The 17,789-nt window shown below is 42.7% G+C and carries 12 protein-coding genes and 1 pseudogene; 9 read left to right on the top strand and 4 right to left on the bottom strand.

All coding sequences use genetic code 11. The features are described 5' to 3' along the window. Positions 1-42 precede the first annotated feature (42 nt). The 6 genes from ACQEXT_RS06630 (at position 43) to ACQEXT_RS06605 (ending at position 7,768) form a co-directional block, all read left to right on the top strand. Positions 43-2,739 carry an AAA family ATPase gene (locus ACQEXT_RS06630; RefSeq protein ID WP_426951161.1) on the top strand — a complete coding sequence of 899 codons (2,697 nt, stop codon included), beginning with the start codon at positions 43-45 and terminating at the stop codon, positions 2,737-2,739. Next, positions 2,739-4,058: an McrC family protein gene (locus ACQEXT_RS06625; RefSeq protein ID WP_426951159.1), complete on the top strand. Its 1,320-nt coding sequence runs from the start codon at positions 2,739-2,741 to the stop codon at positions 4,056-4,058. The genes ACQEXT_RS06630 and ACQEXT_RS06625 overlap by 1 nt, the downstream gene beginning before the upstream one ends. Before the next feature lie 487 nt (positions 4,059-4,545). Further along, on the top strand, positions 4,546-5,154 hold the full coding sequence (locus ACQEXT_RS06620) for a class I SAM-dependent methyltransferase (protein WP_331415948.1): 609 nt from the start codon (positions 4,546-4,548) through the stop codon (positions 5,152-5,154). 2 nt (positions 5,155-5,156) lie between these two features. Then, positions 5,157-6,284, top strand: a complete 1,128-nt coding sequence (locus ACQEXT_RS06615) for an HNH endonuclease (protein WP_331415947.1) — start codon at positions 5,157-5,159, stop codon at positions 6,282-6,284. A gap of 234 nt (positions 6,285-6,518) precedes the next feature. Beyond that, positions 6,519-6,992 (top strand): Hcp family type VI secretion system effector, encoded by a 474-nt coding sequence (locus tag ACQEXT_RS06610; protein WP_138970264.1) that lies wholly within the window; start codon positions 6,519-6,521, stop codon positions 6,990-6,992. Beyond that, on the top strand, positions 6,989-7,768 hold the full coding sequence (locus ACQEXT_RS06605; protein WP_426951158.1) for a DUF4225 domain-containing protein: 780 nt from the start codon (positions 6,989-6,991) through the stop codon (positions 7,766-7,768). Before ACQEXT_RS06610 ends, ACQEXT_RS06605 begins: the two co-directional genes overlap by 4 nt. A 1,925-nt stretch (positions 7,769-9,693) precedes the next feature. Here the strand turns inward: ACQEXT_RS06605 and ACQEXT_RS06600 are convergent. Continuing rightward, positions 9,694-10,881, bottom strand: coding sequence for an MFS transporter (locus ACQEXT_RS06600; RefSeq protein ID WP_426951157.1), 1,188 nt, complete (start codon positions 10,879-10,881; stop codon positions 9,694-9,696). Positions 10,882-10,955: 74 nt separating this feature from the next. Then, a complete protein-coding gene (locus tag ACQEXT_RS06595) occupies positions 10,956-11,624 on the bottom strand; it encodes an SDR family oxidoreductase (protein WP_426951155.1) in 669 nt (222 codons plus the stop codon). 118 nt (positions 11,625-11,742) lie between these two features. Here ACQEXT_RS06595 and ACQEXT_RS06590 point away from each other — a divergent pair, with 118 nt between their 5' ends. Then, complete coding sequence (locus ACQEXT_RS06590) at positions 11,743-12,666, top strand: LysR family transcriptional regulator (RefSeq protein WP_426951153.1); 924 nt, start codon at positions 11,743-11,745, stop codon at positions 12,664-12,666. Between the two features lie 62 nt (positions 12,667-12,728). On the opposite strand, the gene ACQEXT_RS06585 is transcribed toward ACQEXT_RS06590, so the two are convergent. Continuing rightward, a complete protein-coding gene (locus tag ACQEXT_RS06585; RefSeq protein ID WP_426951151.1) occupies positions 12,729-14,348 on the bottom strand; it encodes a methyl-accepting chemotaxis protein in 1,620 nt (539 codons plus the stop codon). Between the two features lie 263 nt (positions 14,349-14,611). Then, positions 14,612-15,136, bottom strand: a pseudogene (locus ACQEXT_RS06580) (fructose PTS transporter subunit IIB); the annotation flags it as partial. A 139-nt stretch (positions 15,137-15,275) separates the two neighbouring features. On the opposite strand from ACQEXT_RS06580, the gene ACQEXT_RS06575 reads away from it, so the two are divergent. Next, positions 15,276-16,403 (top strand): tyrosine-type recombinase/integrase, encoded by a 1,128-nt coding sequence (locus ACQEXT_RS06575; protein WP_426951150.1) that lies wholly within the window; start codon positions 15,276-15,278, stop codon positions 16,401-16,403. Further along, positions 16,400-17,689 (top strand): tyrosine-type recombinase/integrase, encoded by a 1,290-nt coding sequence (locus ACQEXT_RS06570; protein ID WP_426951148.1) that lies wholly within the window; start codon positions 16,400-16,402, stop codon positions 17,687-17,689. Before ACQEXT_RS06575 ends, ACQEXT_RS06570 begins: the two co-directional genes overlap by 4 nt. Positions 17,690-17,789: the final 100 nt, after the last annotated feature.

Below are 17,789 nucleotides of genomic sequence, written 5' to 3'. Positions count from 1 at the left end.
TTCATCATTTAATAAGAAAAAACCATAGGCAAGGACTAAAAATTGGCTATATATTGTGGTGACAAGAATTCTACTCATTTACTTAGCAACATGTCGGAGTTCAAAGAGCGTTGTTTAATTCAAGGTCGCTCTCTTTTCACGGAACTCACAGTCTGGAATTCACCAACGTGCCAAGAGCTCATTGATTACTTTGTTGAAAACTTAGATGAAGGTGACGGTGACTTTTTTGAAAAATTAGAAACTCAACTGGCAGATGCTTCCCCAGAAGCCAAAGTACTTGCGTCTGAAATGCTATGGTTGATGTTTCTTTGCCCAAGCAATACTGGTCCTGAATCTAAACGTAACAGTATTGAAAGAGTATTTTCCTGGAGTGGGTTTGAGATTACCCCAGAGCTCAAGCAAAAATTCCTATCCGACAACGCTTTAACTGGAATTGGCAGTGCTGGAACCGCATACAATACAGGTCGCTGGCGCGAGCTTGTTTATGTTATCCGGTTGGTTGAGGCTTTGCTAAAGCTCTCTGACCTGGAGAGAAAAGAGCTTTTGAATGATGTTGAACGCTTGCCTAAGTGGCTGGAGTCTATTCCAGAAAATAGCACGAGACAGTTTCGTCATATGTTTTTATATCTGCTGTTTCCAGAGGCTCATGAGCGCATCTTCGGTAACACGGATAGAAAGTCCATTTTAACCACTTTAACCGATATCACGAGTGCTCAATATAACCGAATGGATAATAAGGAAACTGACGCTAAACTGTTGGCACTAAGACAATCATTTGAAGCTGAGTACGGTACTCAAGAACTTGACTACTATGTCGAGCCGTTGCGGTCTAAATGGAAGGTACCGAAGCCATCGTCCCCCAATGAGGTCAATGATCCAGCACAGGAGTATGATGTGAAGAGTAATGATAAACTTCAACCGCTTAATACGATTCTTTATGGACCGCCAGGAACAGGTAAAACCTACAATACGATCAATAGAGCTTTAGAGATTGTTGACCCTGAATTTTACCACCAACATAACGATGATCGAGTCGCTATCAAAAAGCGATTTGATGAACTTCTAAACAGCAATCGCATTGGTTTTGTTACCTTCCACCAGAGTTTTAGTTATGAAGACTTTGTGGAAGGCTTGAAAGCGACGACAGAAAACAATCAGGTCAACTACGAAATCGAAGATGGTATTTTTAAACGCTTATGCGAATCTGCTCGTGCCAAACCAACAGTAAAAGCAGAGCAAGACCATATTGATATTAGAGGTCGTAAAATCTGGAAGATGTCGTTAGGTGACATCGCTGGTGAAGATGCCTTTATCTATCAGCAATGTGTCGATAACGGCTACGTTCTTTTAGGTTATGGTTATGACATAGATTTCTCTGACGCAGCCGATCGTAAGCAAGTGGCTCAAACCTACCGTAGCAATAATGTCGCAATTGAGAACGAAAGCTATGACTATCAAGTTACATCAGTAAACAAATTCAAAAATGAGATGGCTATGGGTGATCTCATTGTCGTTTCGGATGGCAACCGTAAGTTTCGTGCTATTGCTGAAATTACCAGCGATTATTATTTTGATAACTCAGCTATTGACGATGTTAGCTATTCTCAAGCAAGAAAAGTTACTTGGCACAGAGTGTACGAACCATCACTGCCAGTTGATGAATTGTTTAAGAAGAACTTGTCTCAAATGACTTTGTATCGATTATACGAATCCACCATCGATACTGAAAAACTCCAAACTATATTACAAGGTAGTGCTGACAGGGGTAACGTAGCGCCTGGACGCACGCTAGGTAAGTATCAGATTGAATCAATTTCTGAAGAGCTAATTACTATTCGCAAGCCTAATGGTTCTGATCTGCCAATGCCCAAATCGATTGTTGACGAGCTTTGTGATTTAGTTCGATCTGGTGATATTTCTATTGAAGATATCAAGCAAAAAAGGGTGTTTGATAAAGTAGATACGTTGATGGAGAAGTATCTAGTAAATGGCTACCCTAATGTATTGGGGCCATTAGTTGATGAGATTGTTAGCAAAGGACTATCGCTATCGAATCAAGCATCCTCGGATAAGAGAGTGTTGATTATTGATGAGATTAACCGAGGTAATATCTCCAATATCTTTGGTGAGTTAATCACTTTGATTGAACCCAGTAAGAGGGTGGGTGCTAAAGAAGCACTATCGGTTAAATTGCCATATTCAAAAAAGCCTTTTTCAGTTCCTGATAACTTACATATTGTTGGTACGATGAACACGGCTGATAAGTCGCTCGCTCAGATCGATATCGCGTTGCGTCGTCGTTTTCAGTTTGAAGAAATGATGACTAACTACGAACTGCTTGCAGAAATTCCATTAATTGATGGTATTGACATTGAGCAGATTGTTCGGGTTATTAATAAGCGAATAGAGTTACTGTACGACCGTGAGCACACGATAGGCCACAGCTTCTTTCTATCACTAAAAGATAACCCGTCGATTGAACATCTAGCTGAAATTTTTGAATTACAGCTCCTTCCATTGCTGGAAGAGTATTTCTTTGAAAACTGGGAACGAGTAGCAATGGTATTGGGCGATCATCTTAAAACAGATGAAAGCTTACGCTTTGTTGTTGAGCAATTTGACGCGAACGAAATTGCTCAGTTGATGGGAGATGATTGGGACCAAGTGGGCATACAGCCTTATGTTAGAAACGATCACGCCTTTAAAGTCGCCGCAGCTTATATCGGTATCTATTCTTAATGTTTAGTAGGAATCATGACTCCGTGATTGCCGTTCGTGAATTCGGCTTGTTACTCAATGGTGGTAATGAGTCGAGTACCGACTGCCACTCAATACCAAGTAAAGCGTTTGAGTGGCTAATGGTTAACGGTCAAAGTAATAACCAAGATTCAGTTGATCTTATAAAGGTCAAAAAGCATGGTAGATCGATTGCTTTGCAAGTGATCAATTATGTGGGAGTGTTAGAAACCCCTTGTGGTACCCGCATTGAGATTCTTCCTAAGATATCAGATCAGGAAGACAGTCAATCAGCAACGAAAGTGCTTCTTAAGATGCTTTCAACGGTTCATAAGCTGAACATGCATAAGTTTGAAAACACTTCCCTTCAAACGTTAAACAGACCTCTATTTGAAGCATTGATTGGTTTTTTCTTGAAAGAAGTCTCGGATGTAATTAAGAAGGGTATCCGTAGCCAGTACACTAGAGTTCAAGAGCGTAAGCCATATTTAAAAGGGCAGCTACAAACTTCAAAGCAACTCAACCAGAGGCCGGGTTGTCTCAATAGTTTCCACATTTCTTACGATGAGTTTTCACCGGATAGAGCGGAGAATAGATTGATACGCTCTGCGCTTAATCAAGTAATGAAGTGGTCTAAAAATAGCGATAACTTGCGTTTAGGTGGTGAATTACAATTTGCACTTGATGATATCCCTTGCTCTAAAAATTATGCATTGGATTTTCGTCAGTGGTCAAAGGATCGTTCTCTTATTCACTATCGCGATGTGAAGCCATGGTGTGAGTTAATTTTGAGTTATCAATCACCAGTATCACTATCAGGGGGGCATAATGGCATCTCGATGCTTTTCCCGATGGAGAGCCTATTTGAGCAATACGTAGCGCTCAGGCTCGGGAAGTCGCTTTCTCATGAGCTCACGTTAAGAACTCAAGCAAGCAGTTGCGCCCTAGTAACTCATACGCCCCTTAACGGAAAGTCTCAACAGTGGTTTAGGCTCAAGCCTGATATTGTTGTTAGCGATAATAGTACGTGTAAGCCGATCTATGTGGCAGATACAAAGTGGAAGCTAATTAACGAAAAGCAAACGACCGCTAAGCAGAAGTATGGGATCAGCCAATCTGATATGTATCAAATGCTTGCTTATGGCCAAAATTATTTGGATGGGGCAGGTTTGGTTTATCTTATCTATCCTGCATATGAGCACTTTAAAGAGCCTCTACCTCTATTTAGATTTGATGACAGGTTGTCGGTTAGAGTTATTCCCTATGACCTCGTGAGTGATGAGTGCGAGCTGTTGAGGACAGAAGCGGCAGTATTGTACTGAGTCCTTACTTTTCCATATTTAGTATTTTATTCGTCACTGTGAGTGATGCCGTCGAAATATTCTTGGAATTCGATAGATTTCTTTAAGTAATACCTGAGGTAATACATGTTAGTGTTTGCTCTTAAAAAATGCTTTAAATCATAGTTTTATTGCGTTAATCCTGTTGTCTCACTCCCACATTCTAAAAGGTCTGATTTATCAGGCCTTATTTGATATCTGAAGGTTCTACATGATAGCAATAGCTCACAATGGAGCTAACAAATGCTACCACGCTCGTATCTTTAGTGGCGTTATTCGAGAGCAACATATGCTTGATTTGTGATCCGAGTGGGCGATTAAACATCACACTAGATTTACGGCGTTCACAGTTCTGCGGATGGCTTTTGTATAAGATTTTCATCACAGAATCTAATTCATTTCTAATACTTTATCGCCTTATGCAACCTAGCCGTATATCATGCAGGAACAGTGATGCTTGGTTTGATATATGTCCGCAACTACTTCTTTTTACAACAACAATGCCTCAAAGCTAGCTCAGCAATACGATTCCCTAGAATTCGAATCTGTTCACCAGTCTTGGACTGAATATTGGCCTCAATCGGGTGATGTTGTTTTGGATGTTGGCGCTGGATCTGGAAGAGATGCAAGGTGGATGAGTGCCCGTGGCTGTGAAGTGTTTGCTGTTGAGCCATCAACTAGATTGCTTGAGATCGGCAACTATAACTGTTCGGAGCAAGTCGTCTGGTTACATGACTCATTACCTTATTTAAAACACGTGATCGAGCTAGAAAAGCAGTATGACTTAGTTCTGTTGTCGGCGGTTTGGATGCATCTTCCCGTTCAGCAAAGATCTATCGCTATAAAGGCATTGTGCAGTCTCCTGTCAGACGAGGGTGTCTTGGTTATTACATTACGTCACGGCGAGTTTAAAGATGCTCGTGAGACTTTTGGTGTCTCCGTATTTGAGCTGGATAAATTAGCTAGTGATGTCGGATTGGTTATCTGCCATATCGAAGATGGCAAAGATTCGCTGAAGCGAGAAGAGGTTACTTGGCAAACTGTTGTGATGAAGAAAACCTCTGGTTTGGAGGTGTAAACATGTCATACAACTTTTATCCAGACAAGTTTCGTAACCTGAATATGAACATCTCGGGTGGTAAGAAAAGCCCTCATAAAGTATGCATGCTCCTAGCGGTTATGGATTTAATCCAAGCAGGGCATATCGCTTTAAACAAAATCGAACTCAATCAGCCGCTAAAAGAGAGATTCACAGAACACTTCAACAACTTTTCTCACGGCAAAGACAAAAACACACCAGAGAACCCATTCTTCCATCTGAGAAGCGAGGGATTCTGGCACCTCGCCTATCACGCTGGCTATGACGAAATGACGACCAGTCGCTATTCCTCAAAAGCGATCGCCTATGCGTATCTAGACGATGAGCTATTTAACGATATGAAAAGCTTTATCGTTAGCAATGAGCTGAAAGAAGCGCTGGTTTCAAATTTTACAGACTTTGCATCCCTTTACTATCAGTGGCTGATGGATATTGGTAAGTCGGAGAAAACCGCAAAAAATTATCTTGGAGCAATTCGTGGTTCAATTTCAAACTGGTTAATGGATACGGGGGAAATCTGTGAGCCATTGACCGAAGTGACTTCCTACCGTCGATTTACTCAGTATGAAGAGAAAGTCAGACAGCTAGAGGTTTTTAAACTAACGGATCGCAAGGGTAAAGGAATGTACAGCGCTGCGCTGACCCATTACAACAAGTTCCTAGCCGATTTAGCCCAAATAGATGTGAACGCAGACATTCGGCAGGTCATGGTAGACAAAAAGCTAACCGACACCGAAAAAAGCATCATGGTCAAAACCAGAATGGGTCAAGGTCACTTTAGATCTCAGTTGGTGCAGATGTGGGGAGGCTGTGCCGTTACAGGGTATCGCAATACACAACTTTTGCTCGCTTCCCATATAAAACCTTGGCGCGCTTCAAACAATAAAGAAAGGCTGGATAAGTTCAACGGATTGCTGCTGCTCGCTAACTTAGACAAAGCGTTTGACCTCGGTTTTATCTCCTTTGACGACAACGGCAAGGTTCTTATCTCAGAGTATCTTGAAGCGCCAGAAGTCATCGGCCTAAGAGACGATATGTCGTTTAGGATCGTGCGTGAGCATAAACCATATCTGGCACATCACCGAGGTGAGTTGTTTAAGGGGAGGTAATCTGCGTTCCTGAAAGCGCACTTGCTCATGTTCCCTTCATCCAACCTTAAAGGAGCGCATGGGTGTTTGGCATGATTTGCCACCCGCGCAGATATCTGATTTTCCATACCATTTTAAGGTAATTTCGGCGTAATTAATGAATATTGCTTCAAATCCCGCCAGTTAGCAGTCGTCCATAACGGTTCTATTGATATACGATATGTTTACCGTCCCATAAATATAAACGAGTAAATTATGGCTCATACGGCATACTTATCTATCATGGGTAAAAAACAATACTGTATCTCTCAAGGCTGTAACACCAAAGATTCAATCGGCAACAAGGCTCAAGAATCTCATAAAGATGAAATCACGGTTCTGGCTTGTAACTTCACCTTAAACAAGCAGGGAGGCCCAACGGAAGTGGCGATTACCAAACCCGTAGATAAGTCTTCGCCATTACTCGGCAACGCCCTTTCCAAACAAGAGCATTTGCAATGCACTATCAAATTTTATCGAACCAATGAGCATGGTCATAACGAAAACTTCTACACGATTGAATTAGTTGATGCGTTGATTACCTCTCTGTCATTTGATCAACCAAACGTACTTACTTCCGGAGATGAAGATATGTCTGAGATATTCCATCTCACATACCGCGACATAATCTGGAAACATAACATGGCCGGTACAGAAGGTTATCAAATATGGGATAGATACTTAGGATGAGAAACCAAACCGCACCAGACTCATGGGACATTCGTGAAGTCGAAAAAGCCGCTAAAGGGCTCACTATGCAAGCTGTTACGCTTTCACATCGCCACATCTCGAATGGCGGTCTGAAGATGCAGTTTGTTCGTGAAGTCGATCGGTTTGAGCAATGTCTGGTGAACGATTATAAAAGCGGTAAGAAGGACAAAGAGACAGTATTCAAAGAGCTTCAAAAAGAAAAACAAAGTCTGATCGAGCAAGGTAACTTGATCTTTAAAAAAGGAATTGGCTTTGTCGCTGGTGTCATGCAGGTAACAACAGGCGCGGGAATATGTTACGCCTCAGCGGCGGTCTTATGCTTAATTGGTGGTCCAATGATGGCTCATGGCACCAACAATCTGTATGAAAATGGCAAGTACTTTTGGGATGGCGATGAGAATGCAACAGGGCCGGTTCGCAAAGGCTATCAACATGCAGCGGAATCGCTAGGTTACTCAGAATCACACGGTGATATTGCCTACTATGGGGCCGATTTAGCCTTGTCTGCTTATGGGGCATTCGCTAAAAGCACTACGGTTAAAAATGCTTGCGAGGCGTACCAGATTGCCTCCAAACCTAACTTAAATCCGATGCCGTGGACAAGAACTCAAAAAGCCAAGCAATTTAAACTATTTAGGTATAGTGCTGAAGATTATCTAAGAGGTTATCAAGCGTCTTCAAAAGTAGCGCTATTAAATCAAGCACTATCAGATGGTTATACTCTTAAAACAATGAAAGAAATAGCAGATGATTGATGTCGCCAAGTTTTTAATAGTAACCATTTTAATAGTTTTTATTTTCAGGAAAGTGGCTCGTTACAAGTTTACAAAAAATATTCTAAGATTAGCTTATTGCATTTTTGTCTTCTTTCCGATTCTTTTAAATTACTACTCTATTTTTATGAGTGGTTATCCATTTTTTGAAACGCTTGAGCCATTTATTCCTAATTACTCAAACAATGACCTAATTTCTTGGCTTAGCTTTGGTGTATGCATTTACTCAGGGTTCCTTATCCCTAAACATCCGGAAGAATCTGGATGATAATCTCATACATATATCAGATTGACTATGATTACATTAATGTTGTTTTGGACGTTTTCTCTCATTCTTATCTATGTCACAAGAACAAAACTTAAAAGGACACACACGTTAAACCCACGGGTATAATCGTTGAGGCGTCTGTCCTTTCAACGCCCTAATGTCCCATTCATCCAACCTTAAAGGAGCGCATGGTGTTTAGCATGATTTGCCACCCGTGCAGATATCTGATTTTCCATACCATTTTAAGGTAATTTCCGCGTAATTAATGAATATTGCTTCAAATCCCGCCAGTTAGCAGTCGTCCATAACGGATCTATTGATATACGATATGTTTACCGTCCCATAAATATAAACGAGTAAATTATGGCTCATACGGCATATTAAATCCGATGCCGTGGACAAGAACCTCAAAAGCCAAGCAATTTAAGTTATTTAGGTATAGTGCTGAAGATTATCTAAGAGGGTATCAGGCTGCTAGTAAGATATCTCTTGGTGCTAGTGCTTTTAGTGATGGGATGACTGTTGATCAGTTACATAAAGAGCTTTATAAATGATTAATATTGTAATATTTATATTAATATCACTAATGATAATGGTTACTGCTAGGAAAATAAAGAAGTGTAGGTTGACCAAAATTCAGTATTACTTATATGTTCCGTTATATATAGCAATTGGAGCACAGTATTACTCAATATTTAATTATGGAATGAACCATAATGGTTTGAAAGTTGAAGTGATATTTTTTGAAAGTTTCTTCGCTGATTTTTTGCCAAATAATACAATACAGATATTTAGCTTAGCTATTGATGCTTATCTTCTGTTCTTTTGCTTTCCCAAGCACTATGATTCGACAGAATAGTAATGACAATTCAGTATACATTTACGTTTACATTGTTTCGGTATAGTGCAGAAGATTATTTAAGAGGTTATCAAGCAATGAGCAAATCTGCGTTAGGGGCCGAATTAGGATCAGATTTCTACAATATCGATACAATTAAGGAATTGAATAATTGAAAGATGTTATGTTCTTTTTGACTACGATTGCGATTCTGCTCACTTTAAGGCGGATATCCTACTTTACCTTTAACAGTTCAGTATACATTTACGTTTACATTGTTTTGGTTATTGGTTTTACTGGTGGTAATTACTACTCAATTTTTATGAATGGAACTTTATTAATGAACATGCTTCCAGAAGTATCATTCAAAAATAATGAAGTAATACGTTGGTCTAGCATCTTGGTTTGCTTATATTTAGGGCTATTAATACCAAAAAGGCGTCATAAATAAATCCCATTTTTTGATTTGTTTGATCTCAAGTTATGACGGGGTAAAGCGGGGGGATTCTTGTATAGAGGGGCTAAAAAATGATCACTATTACATACATACTTACCTCACTTTTGCTTATTTACCTAATCTTGGGATGCAATGGCTCTCATGCGGTTTATTTATAATCACACTGATTTTTTGCTTCCCCCAAAGATCATAATAAATGATTGATGTAGTGATATTTTTAACAATGACTACTGTGATAATCTTTGTTTTCCGTAAGGTGGCTGGCTATGATTCGACGGCTACATCAAAGGCCTGAGTGAACAGGCCTTTATGATTTAAACTAAGGTTCGTAGAAGTATTCTTGCTCAGTTACCCAACCTTGGTTCTAACTCAGTTTGTTGGTTTTCCTTGCGGTTGGCTTTGGCAATAAATAGTAGGCCAATCACAGGCACAAAAATCGCTGCGTATGGGATCATGCTTGCACCCATATGGCTGTCGAGAACCATACCACCTAAGAATCCACCAAATGCATTGGCTAGGTTAAAGGCAGAGATGTTTGCTGTCGCAGCCAGTTCTTGGCCCTCGCCACCGTGATTCATTACTCTAAGTTGCATCGCTGGTACATTAGCAAACGAGGCAATCCCAAATATAAAGGTTGCAGCTACAAACAGGATTTTGCTCTCGACAGTCAAGCCAACAAGTAACAGGCTTGTAATCATGGCAACTGCCCAAAACATCGAGGCTTTTTGCAAGTTTTTGTCCGATGAGCGACCACCCAGCGTGTTACCAATGATTAGACCAACACCGATAATGACCAGAATCCAAGTCACTGCATTGTCGCCAAACCCGGTAATGTGTGTGGCAATTGGTGCAATGTAGCCATACAAAGTCATAAAGCCCGACCACGCAAATACCGTAATGGCTAAGCTAATCAATAGCATTGGATTTTTGAATGCAGTTAGCTGCGCTTTTACATCTTTGGCTTCGTCATGGCCGCTGGATTGAATCACAGAGGTAATAAACACCAGTGCGATTAAACCAAATGCGGCAACGGTCAAAAATGTCGTATGCCAGCCGAATTGTAAGCCAATCCACGTGCCGCCAGGTACGCCCAACACGTTAGCTAACGTTAAGCCTGCAAACATTTGTCCTACTGCACGCCCAGCCATTTTCTCACTGACCAAATTGGTCGCCACCACAGCGCCGATGCCATAAAAAGGTCCCTGAACTAACCCCGTAATCACTCGGCTAACCATCAGCACAAAGTAGTTAGGTGCAAAAGCAGACATCAAGTTACCAAGAATAAACAACACCATTAGCCCAGCTAACACAGATTTTTTGTTGAAGCGTGCTAGATAGATAGTGAGAAGTGGTCCACCAAAGACGATGGCAAGAGCATAAGCACTGATTAAGTAGCCCGCTTGCCCTTCGGTGATAGCAAGTGAGTGGGCGAGTTGAGGAAGAATACCAGCAATGACAAATTCAGCAGTGCCTATGGCAAAAGCGGCAAGTGTCAAAATCCATACCTGAAGCGGCATTTTTTCATTTTTCATCGGAGAACCTATTTAAATAGAGTTGGAAGCGACTGACGTCGAGCGAAGCGCAAGACGCCAGTGGTCATAAAGGGTTAGCCAAGCAGTGCTCCGCCATCGACGTCAACCACAGTGCCGGTCATGTAGGTGTTTTCAATGACCAAACGGTACGCTTTTGCTACGTCATTGGCTTCGCCAACTTTGCCAGCAGGCAGGCTGCTTTGGTTGCGTTCGTACATGGCATTTCTGTCTGCTTCGTTCATGCCACTGTAGGCATCGGTTCTGGTTAGCCCTGGGCTGATAGCATTGACTCGTATCGGAGCCAGTTCTTTCGCCATGACTTTTGTCGTCGCTTCGATGGCAGCATTAATGGCGGCTTTGACATAGGTATTAGCGACAACCTTGCGTGACAACATGCCCGATGTTAGCGTGATTGAGCCACCTTTCTTGATGTAGCGCGCGCCGTGCTTAGCGGCGTTGATCGCGCCCCAAAATTTGGTGTCGAAAGCGAACTTAGCTTGTGAAATTTCGACATCAATGACTTTGCCTGCTGGAGCATATGAGCCAGCGGTGACGATAAGGTGATCGATAGCACCAATAGACTCAAAATAGTGGTAGACAGATTGCTCGTCACTAATATCAAGCCCAGTCTTGCGACTAGCAGTGTGAACTATGGTGTTCTCGTTCTTTAACTGTTGAGCCAGTTCGGCCCCAATACCAGATGTTCCGCCAAGCACAACATAAACCGTTTTTTCGTTTTTCATGGTTATTCTCCAATCTGATTTTGATGGAGCCAGTATATTGCTTGGATAGAATTTGATAATTGGCTAGTATTTGAATTGATTATTCGGTTCTCATGAATAATGAGATTAAGGAGCATGCGTGGATAAGTTTACAGATATGACCTTGTTTATCAGCATCGTCAAGAATCAAGGGTTGGCCGCCGCAGGAAGAGAGCTGGGGTTATCTCCAGCCACGGTAACGGCAAGGTTGCAGTCTCTTGAAGATAGGTATGGCGTAAAGTTGATTAATCGTACTACAAGGCACATTTCGTTGACGGACTCCGGCGCACTCTATCACAAAGCTTGTTTAGACATTATCGACAGCGTTAAAGAGACGGAAAATCTACTTCAAACCGGAACAACAGAGGTACGTGGCACGCTAAAAATCTCTGCGCCTCGTGATATTGGTAAGCAATACATATCGCCAATCTTATCGGAGTTTAGTGAGCTCTACCCAGAAGTGATTCCTTACCTCTATCTCAACGATAACTTATCTAACATTGCTGAGTCTGGGCTCGATATTGTTATCCGTTATGGGGCATTGGCAGATAGCTCACTCATCTCGCGTAAGCTCGCCTCTAGTCGACGAGTTCTATGTGCGTCACCACAGTATTTGGCCAAGAGAGGGACACCGATCACGCCACAGGAACTGGCTCAACATGATTGTCTCGCCTTGGTACGGAGCAGTGAAGAGCTCAAAACATGGCATTTCCAAGACGACCAGCAGCATAACGTTGTCAGCGTGATACCAAAACGATTTTCTGATGATGGGGAGGTGATTCGTCAATGGGCATTGGATGGAGCCGGAATTGCCCTGAAATCGATTCTCGATGTTCAAGAGGATATCAAGCAGCAGCGCTTAGTGACGCTGCTTAATGGATATATGAAGAACTTCAATACCTCGATATCGCAAGCAGGCGCAGACTTAAACGTCATCTATCAGAGTCGTCAGTATCAACCTAAGCGCTTGCGCCTGTTTATCGATTTCTTGATTGAACGATTCCATCGTCAGTTTCCCCAATAGCGGCTTAACCGAGGGCGATTCGTGTTGCTAAAGGCGTATTTGTATTTGTCACTGGCGACGAATCAAACCTTAAAGTATCTCAGTTGGGCGGTAAGGTGCTCTGCGGTATTCGCCATTAACTGGCTATCTTCCGCGAGCGACTGAGAAGCGTGCAATACTTCGTTAGCAGCCAAGTGGATGCCAGTGACGTTTTCATTCATTTCGGTCGCAACAGCGCTTTGCTGTTCTGAGGCTGCGGCAATTTGAGCCACCATATCATTGGCGTTTTGCATTTCATCAACGATTAAATCGAGCTGCTTGCGTGTATTCTCTGAAGCTCGAACACTCTCCTCAACGTTTTCGTTACTGGTTTGCATCGCGGCGAAGGTTTTCTCTGCTTGGCGTGTGAGTTTTTCGATGGTCTGTTGCACTTCGTTGGTTGAGTTTTGCGTGCGACTCGCGAGGTTGCGGACTTCATCAGCCACAACTGCAAATCCACGACCTTGTTCACCCGCTCGTGCGGCTTCGATTGCAGCGTTAAGCGCTAGAAGGTTAGTTTGCTCAGACACCTCTCGAATCACACCGACCACATTGCTGATCTCTTGGACGCCAGATTGCAGGTCGCGCACCAGCTCGTTCGCTACTGAGATATTATCAGACACATGTGCAATAGACTCCGAAGTACGCTTCATCGTCTCGTCGTTGTTGTGTGCATGGTCGACGACTTTGTTGGTGCTCGCGGCGGTGTTTTCAGCATTGGTCGCAACATCCGAGATGGTGGCGCTCATTTCTGTCATCGCGGTCGAGAGCAACTCTAGTTGAGCGTGTTGTGAATTGACACTGGTAGCGGCTTCTTCACTAGCCTGAGCAATTTGGCATGCCATGGTGCTAGATTGAGCCGCCGATTCATTCGCCGTACGTAATGTTGACTGGAGTTTGTCCATCATTTTATCAATCTGGCTACTCATGTCGCCAAGTTCGTCTTTGCGCTTCATGTTCATACGAACTCGTAAATCACCATCGGCAATCAAATGGGTGTGATCAATCAGTCGATGAAGTGGGATCAAAATGTTGTTGGAAATCATATATCCCATGCCAAACAGTAACGCAGATAAGAGAAGGGCAACAATCGCTTCTTTAATCGCCAAGGCATAAAACGCTTCTTGAATGTCGGCAACCATGATTCCGGAGCCGATAATCCAGTTCCACTCAGGAAACAATTGTACGTAAGAGATTTTATCTTTTAGCTCTCCGTCTGGGCTTTTCCACTGATACTCTAAAAAGCCTTTTTGAGTTGGTGATTTGGATATCGAAACCATCTCACGCCAGTGGAATTTGCCACCGCCGTCTTGAAAGTTTTCCGCACTTTTGCCATTAAGTTCTGGCTTGATAGGGTGGAGCACGACCGTGAGGTTTTGATTCAGAATCCAGAAATAGTTGTTGCTGTCATATCTAAGCGCTTCGATTGCAAGTAGAGCTTGTTGCTTCGCAACATCATTTCCTAACAGTTGGCGCTGATCGTAATAGTGCTTTGCTAAACTGACTACTGCTTCTACTTGGGCGCTAAGTTTGCTTTCACGCTCAAGCATGGAAGAGTTGCGTTGTTGAATCAGGTTGTAGGCACAAGCCATGGCAATGAGAATTGCCGATAAAACCACGATGGATGCGAGCTTTGATTTGATAGAGAGATTACTTAGCCTCATTGTTAGCCCCTTAGAGTTATAATTATTGATATTTCTGACGTTGAATTGGAATGAATGTAGCAATTCTTCTTTTATCTGTGGCGATGTAGCTCATAATTTCAGTTGATACATTTTGTTGCACAGCGATTAAGTGCATTTGATCAAACTAACACTAAAGAGTAAGGTCTATGGGGCGGGATATTTGTATTACTCGCGGCGACTGATGCCATACATCAAAAGGCCCCAGCAGAGTGCTAGGGCGCTAGATTTCAGAGGGATATTGATTAGTGTTGAATCAGTTGTGCGGCTTTCTTCATCGCTTCTTTGGTTGAGCATTCAATCACATTGGCGTTAGCGAAGCGTTGCGCGTCTTTAACTTGAATGTCGTGGGCTAAGATAACCAGCTTCGCGTTAGCGACATCTAGGTCGGTGATGCGGTTCTGGATACCATTTTGACCTTGTGTCTCTACTTTAATCTTGATGCCAGCTGCTGCGCCTGCTTTTTCTAGCGCTTTAGCAGCCATAAAGGTATGCGCCACGCCTGATGGACAACATGTGACGGCTACGATGTCGTATTCGCCCTCACCCGCAACAGGAGCTACTTGTGCAGGAGTCGCTTCGACTGTTGTCTCTTCCGTCTCTTCTTCAGCGACCGGTTTCCAGAAGCCCACAATAAGAGCCGTTGTTAGTGAGCCCAGTGCAATACCGACCACATACATTGGAATGTTGCTTGAGACTGGCGCAGTAATCAGACCGCCCCATGGTGCATGCAGTAGTACGTCAGTGAGGAAGCCGAACACACAACCTACGTCATAATCTAGCGATTATGGATGGTTGTCTGTGGTAACTTGTTGAAAGTTAACAATCTTTAGTTTTTGTTTTAAGTGCCATTGCGTATTTGAGTATTGTTTTCTTACTCAAATATGCCTCTGTAAATAGGAGCTTGAAATGAAAAAAACACCCCTTACTCAACGATTTGTTGAACGAGTCAAACCCACTTCAACCGCGCAAGAATATTATGATACTAAGGTCTCTACACTGTACTTGCGAGTTTACCCATCAGGAAAACGAGTGTTCTTTGTTCGTTTTCAGCATAACGGCTTGAGACAGACACATAAGCTTGGGTGTACATCAAACTACCCATTACGTAAAGCTAGGCGAGAAGCATTGCAGTTAATTCAGCAGGTGCGCAGTCCGAAACAGGATGTTTTGCCTTCAATGACGCTACAGACGTTCGGCCAAGAGTTTTTTGCTCGTTATCCTCGCCATTGGAAGCCTAGTACCTTGAAAAAGAACGAAAGTGCCTTTCGTCTTCATATTGCTCCTTATCTTGGAGATAGGGAAGTGCAATCTATTGTTCGACACGATGTTGAACAATGGTTTGCTCAATTGGCTCATGTGAAAGGCTCCGCCAATCAAGCACTAGTGTTGCTATCGGTTATGATGCAGCAATGTGAGGAATGGGGATATCGTCTTCCAAATAGTAACCCTTGTCGTCGATTTAAGCGCTATAAAGCAGGCAAGGTAGAGCGTTATCTCAACAAGGATGAATTGTGCCGATTATGGAAAGTGTTAGGCATGTTAGAGGAGAGGAATTTAAGCGAAGTCATGATAATACGCCTGTTGATATACACAGGTTGCCGTTCATCGGAAGTCAGAGCTTTACAATGGAAAGAGTATAGGGGAGGGAATTGGCATTTACGGGATAGCAAAACGGGAGCTAAAACCGTTTATCTTTCTTCACAGGTAAGAGCTTACCTTGATAGGTGGCAGTCCAATGGTGATTATCTGTTTCCTGCGTCATGCAACACTCAACCGATATCATCGCATAGGTTAGGGGCATTTTGGTGTCGTGTTCGTCGGTTAGCAAGCTTGGAAGGGGTACGCTTACACGATTTACGTCATACCTATGCCAGTATTGCCATTCAATCAAAAGTAAACTTGATGGTACTTAGTCATCTCTTAGGGCATGCAGATGCCGAAACAACGCTAAAGTATGTGCACTTAGGGCGTGATGATGTATGTCAGGCTGCTTCTCGTGTGTCGGATGTTTTGGCTAAGGGGATGCGCTTATGAAGTCATTATTACTTACTTCTAAAGTGATTCAATCGCTGAACTCAAAAACACGAACGTATACCGTGTGGGATACACAAGTGCCTGCGTTAGGGGTTCGAGTTTATTCTGATGGACGCCGTTTTTATGTCACGCACTTACCCACGGAGAGTAAGAAGTTAGCGTTAGTTGGGCAACTGACATTAACAAAGGCTCGTCAGCATGTACAAGCGCTACAGATGTCTTTTCTTAAAAAAAGAAAGGGTGGGGCAGTACGATTGACTCGCTTTGATGTATTTGTGAAAGAAGAATGGACAGATAATGTTTGTCGAACATGGAAAACAAGTTCGCAAGGTACAGCAAGAAGTGCGTTACAAAGGCATTTACTCCCTGAGTTTGGCCGTTACCCTGTTAGTCGTATTGAACCGTGTCATGTGCACCGTTGGTTCGATGAACTCAGTCAGGTTTACGCTGGAACCGCCAACCGTAATCTTGATGTGCTTCGTTCTATTTTCAAGTATGCGGTGAACCAAGGTTATTGCGAGAGTAACCCTTGCGATGGACTTAAACAAAATCGTAAGCAAAAAGTGAATCGGTTTTTGAGTTTAGATGAGTTATCACGGCTTAGTGAGGCGTTATTCGTCGTAAGCCAGCAAGGAGATATGGAAGCATGTTGTTGTCAGGTACTCAAACTGGTTCTGTTAACGGGATGCAGAATATCAGAGGTGACGGGGTTGCAGTGGTCTTTTGTCAAAGACAAGGAGTGGTACTTACCAGACAGCAAAACGGGGGCGAAGGTCGTGTACGTGGGTAAGGAAGCACAAAAACTCCTTTCCTTTGTATCAAAACAAGCATGGTCGCAGCGTAATGAATCACAAGACGATGTATTTACACCTCTATGTGATTTTGTGAGTAGACCGACTAAGGTCGGTGCGGTATGGCAGCAAGTACGAGCTTTAGCGAATATTGAAGATGTGCGTATTCACGATTTACGCCATACCTTTGCCAGTTATGCAGTATTAGAGGGTTATCCTCTTCCGATGGTGTCGAAACTGTTAGGTCACACACGCCTTTCATCCACGCTCCGTTATGCTCACGTGAATGATGCTCACGTATCGCAATCTGCGCAGATAATGGGAGATAAGATTAGTGAGTTATTGGTCGGTAAACTTGAGAGTAAGCCGAAGCCTAAAAAACGGCAGGTGAAGGTGTCTAAATCAATATCTGAATCTAAGCCTCAAGCAACACAAGAGCTTACTAAGGAGCAGGTTTGGAAAATTAGAGATGAAATGGACTTTTTATCTTGGTAAATGGATATTTATTGTTACATAAGTGTAAACCTCCCCTAAACTAGTGGCATACCATTTTAGAGTTCTTCGGCTTAGACTGAGCATAGAAGGAGAACCCGCG

The sequence above is a fragment of the Vibrio sp. TRT 29B02 genome (assembly GCF_050113655.1).
Classification (GTDB): domain Bacteria; phylum Pseudomonadota; class Gammaproteobacteria; order Enterobacterales; family Vibrionaceae; genus Vibrio.
This window is presented reverse-complemented; position numbering and strand designations above follow the sequence as displayed.

Bases quoted from the DNA above. Each gene is read 5' to 3' on its own strand.
- ACQEXT_RS06625 (WP_426951159.1), top strand. From the start codon at position 2,739: ATGTTTAGTAGGAATCATGACTCCGTGATTGCCGTTCGTGAATTCGGC.
- ACQEXT_RS06620 (WP_331415948.1), top strand. From the start codon at position 4,546: ATGTCCGCAACTACTTCTTTTTACAACAACAATGCCTCAAAGCTAGCT.
- ACQEXT_RS06615 (WP_331415947.1), top strand. From the start codon at position 5,157: ATGTCATACAACTTTTATCCAGACAAGTTTCGTAACCTGAATATGAAC.
- ACQEXT_RS06610 (WP_138970264.1), top strand. From the start codon at position 6,519: ATGGCTCATACGGCATACTTATCTATCATGGGTAAAAAACAATACTGT.
- ACQEXT_RS06605 (WP_426951158.1), top strand. From the start codon at position 6,989: ATGAGAAACCAAACCGCACCAGACTCATGGGACATTCGTGAAGTCGAA.
- ACQEXT_RS06600 (WP_426951157.1), bottom strand. From the start codon at position 10,881: ATGAAAAATGAAAAAATGCCGCTTCAGGTATGGATTTTGACACTTGCC.
- ACQEXT_RS06595 (WP_426951155.1), bottom strand. From the start codon at position 11,624: ATGAAAAACGAAAAAACGGTTTATGTTGTGCTTGGCGGAACATCTGGT.
- ACQEXT_RS06585 (WP_426951151.1), bottom strand. From the start codon at position 14,348: ATGAGGCTAAGTAATCTCTCTATCAAATCAAAGCTCGCATCCATCGTG.
- ACQEXT_RS06575 (WP_426951150.1), top strand. From the start codon at position 15,276: ATGAAAAAAACACCCCTTACTCAACGATTTGTTGAACGAGTCAAACCC.
- ACQEXT_RS06570 (WP_426951148.1), top strand. From the start codon at position 16,400: ATGAAGTCATTATTACTTACTTCTAAAGTGATTCAATCGCTGAACTCA.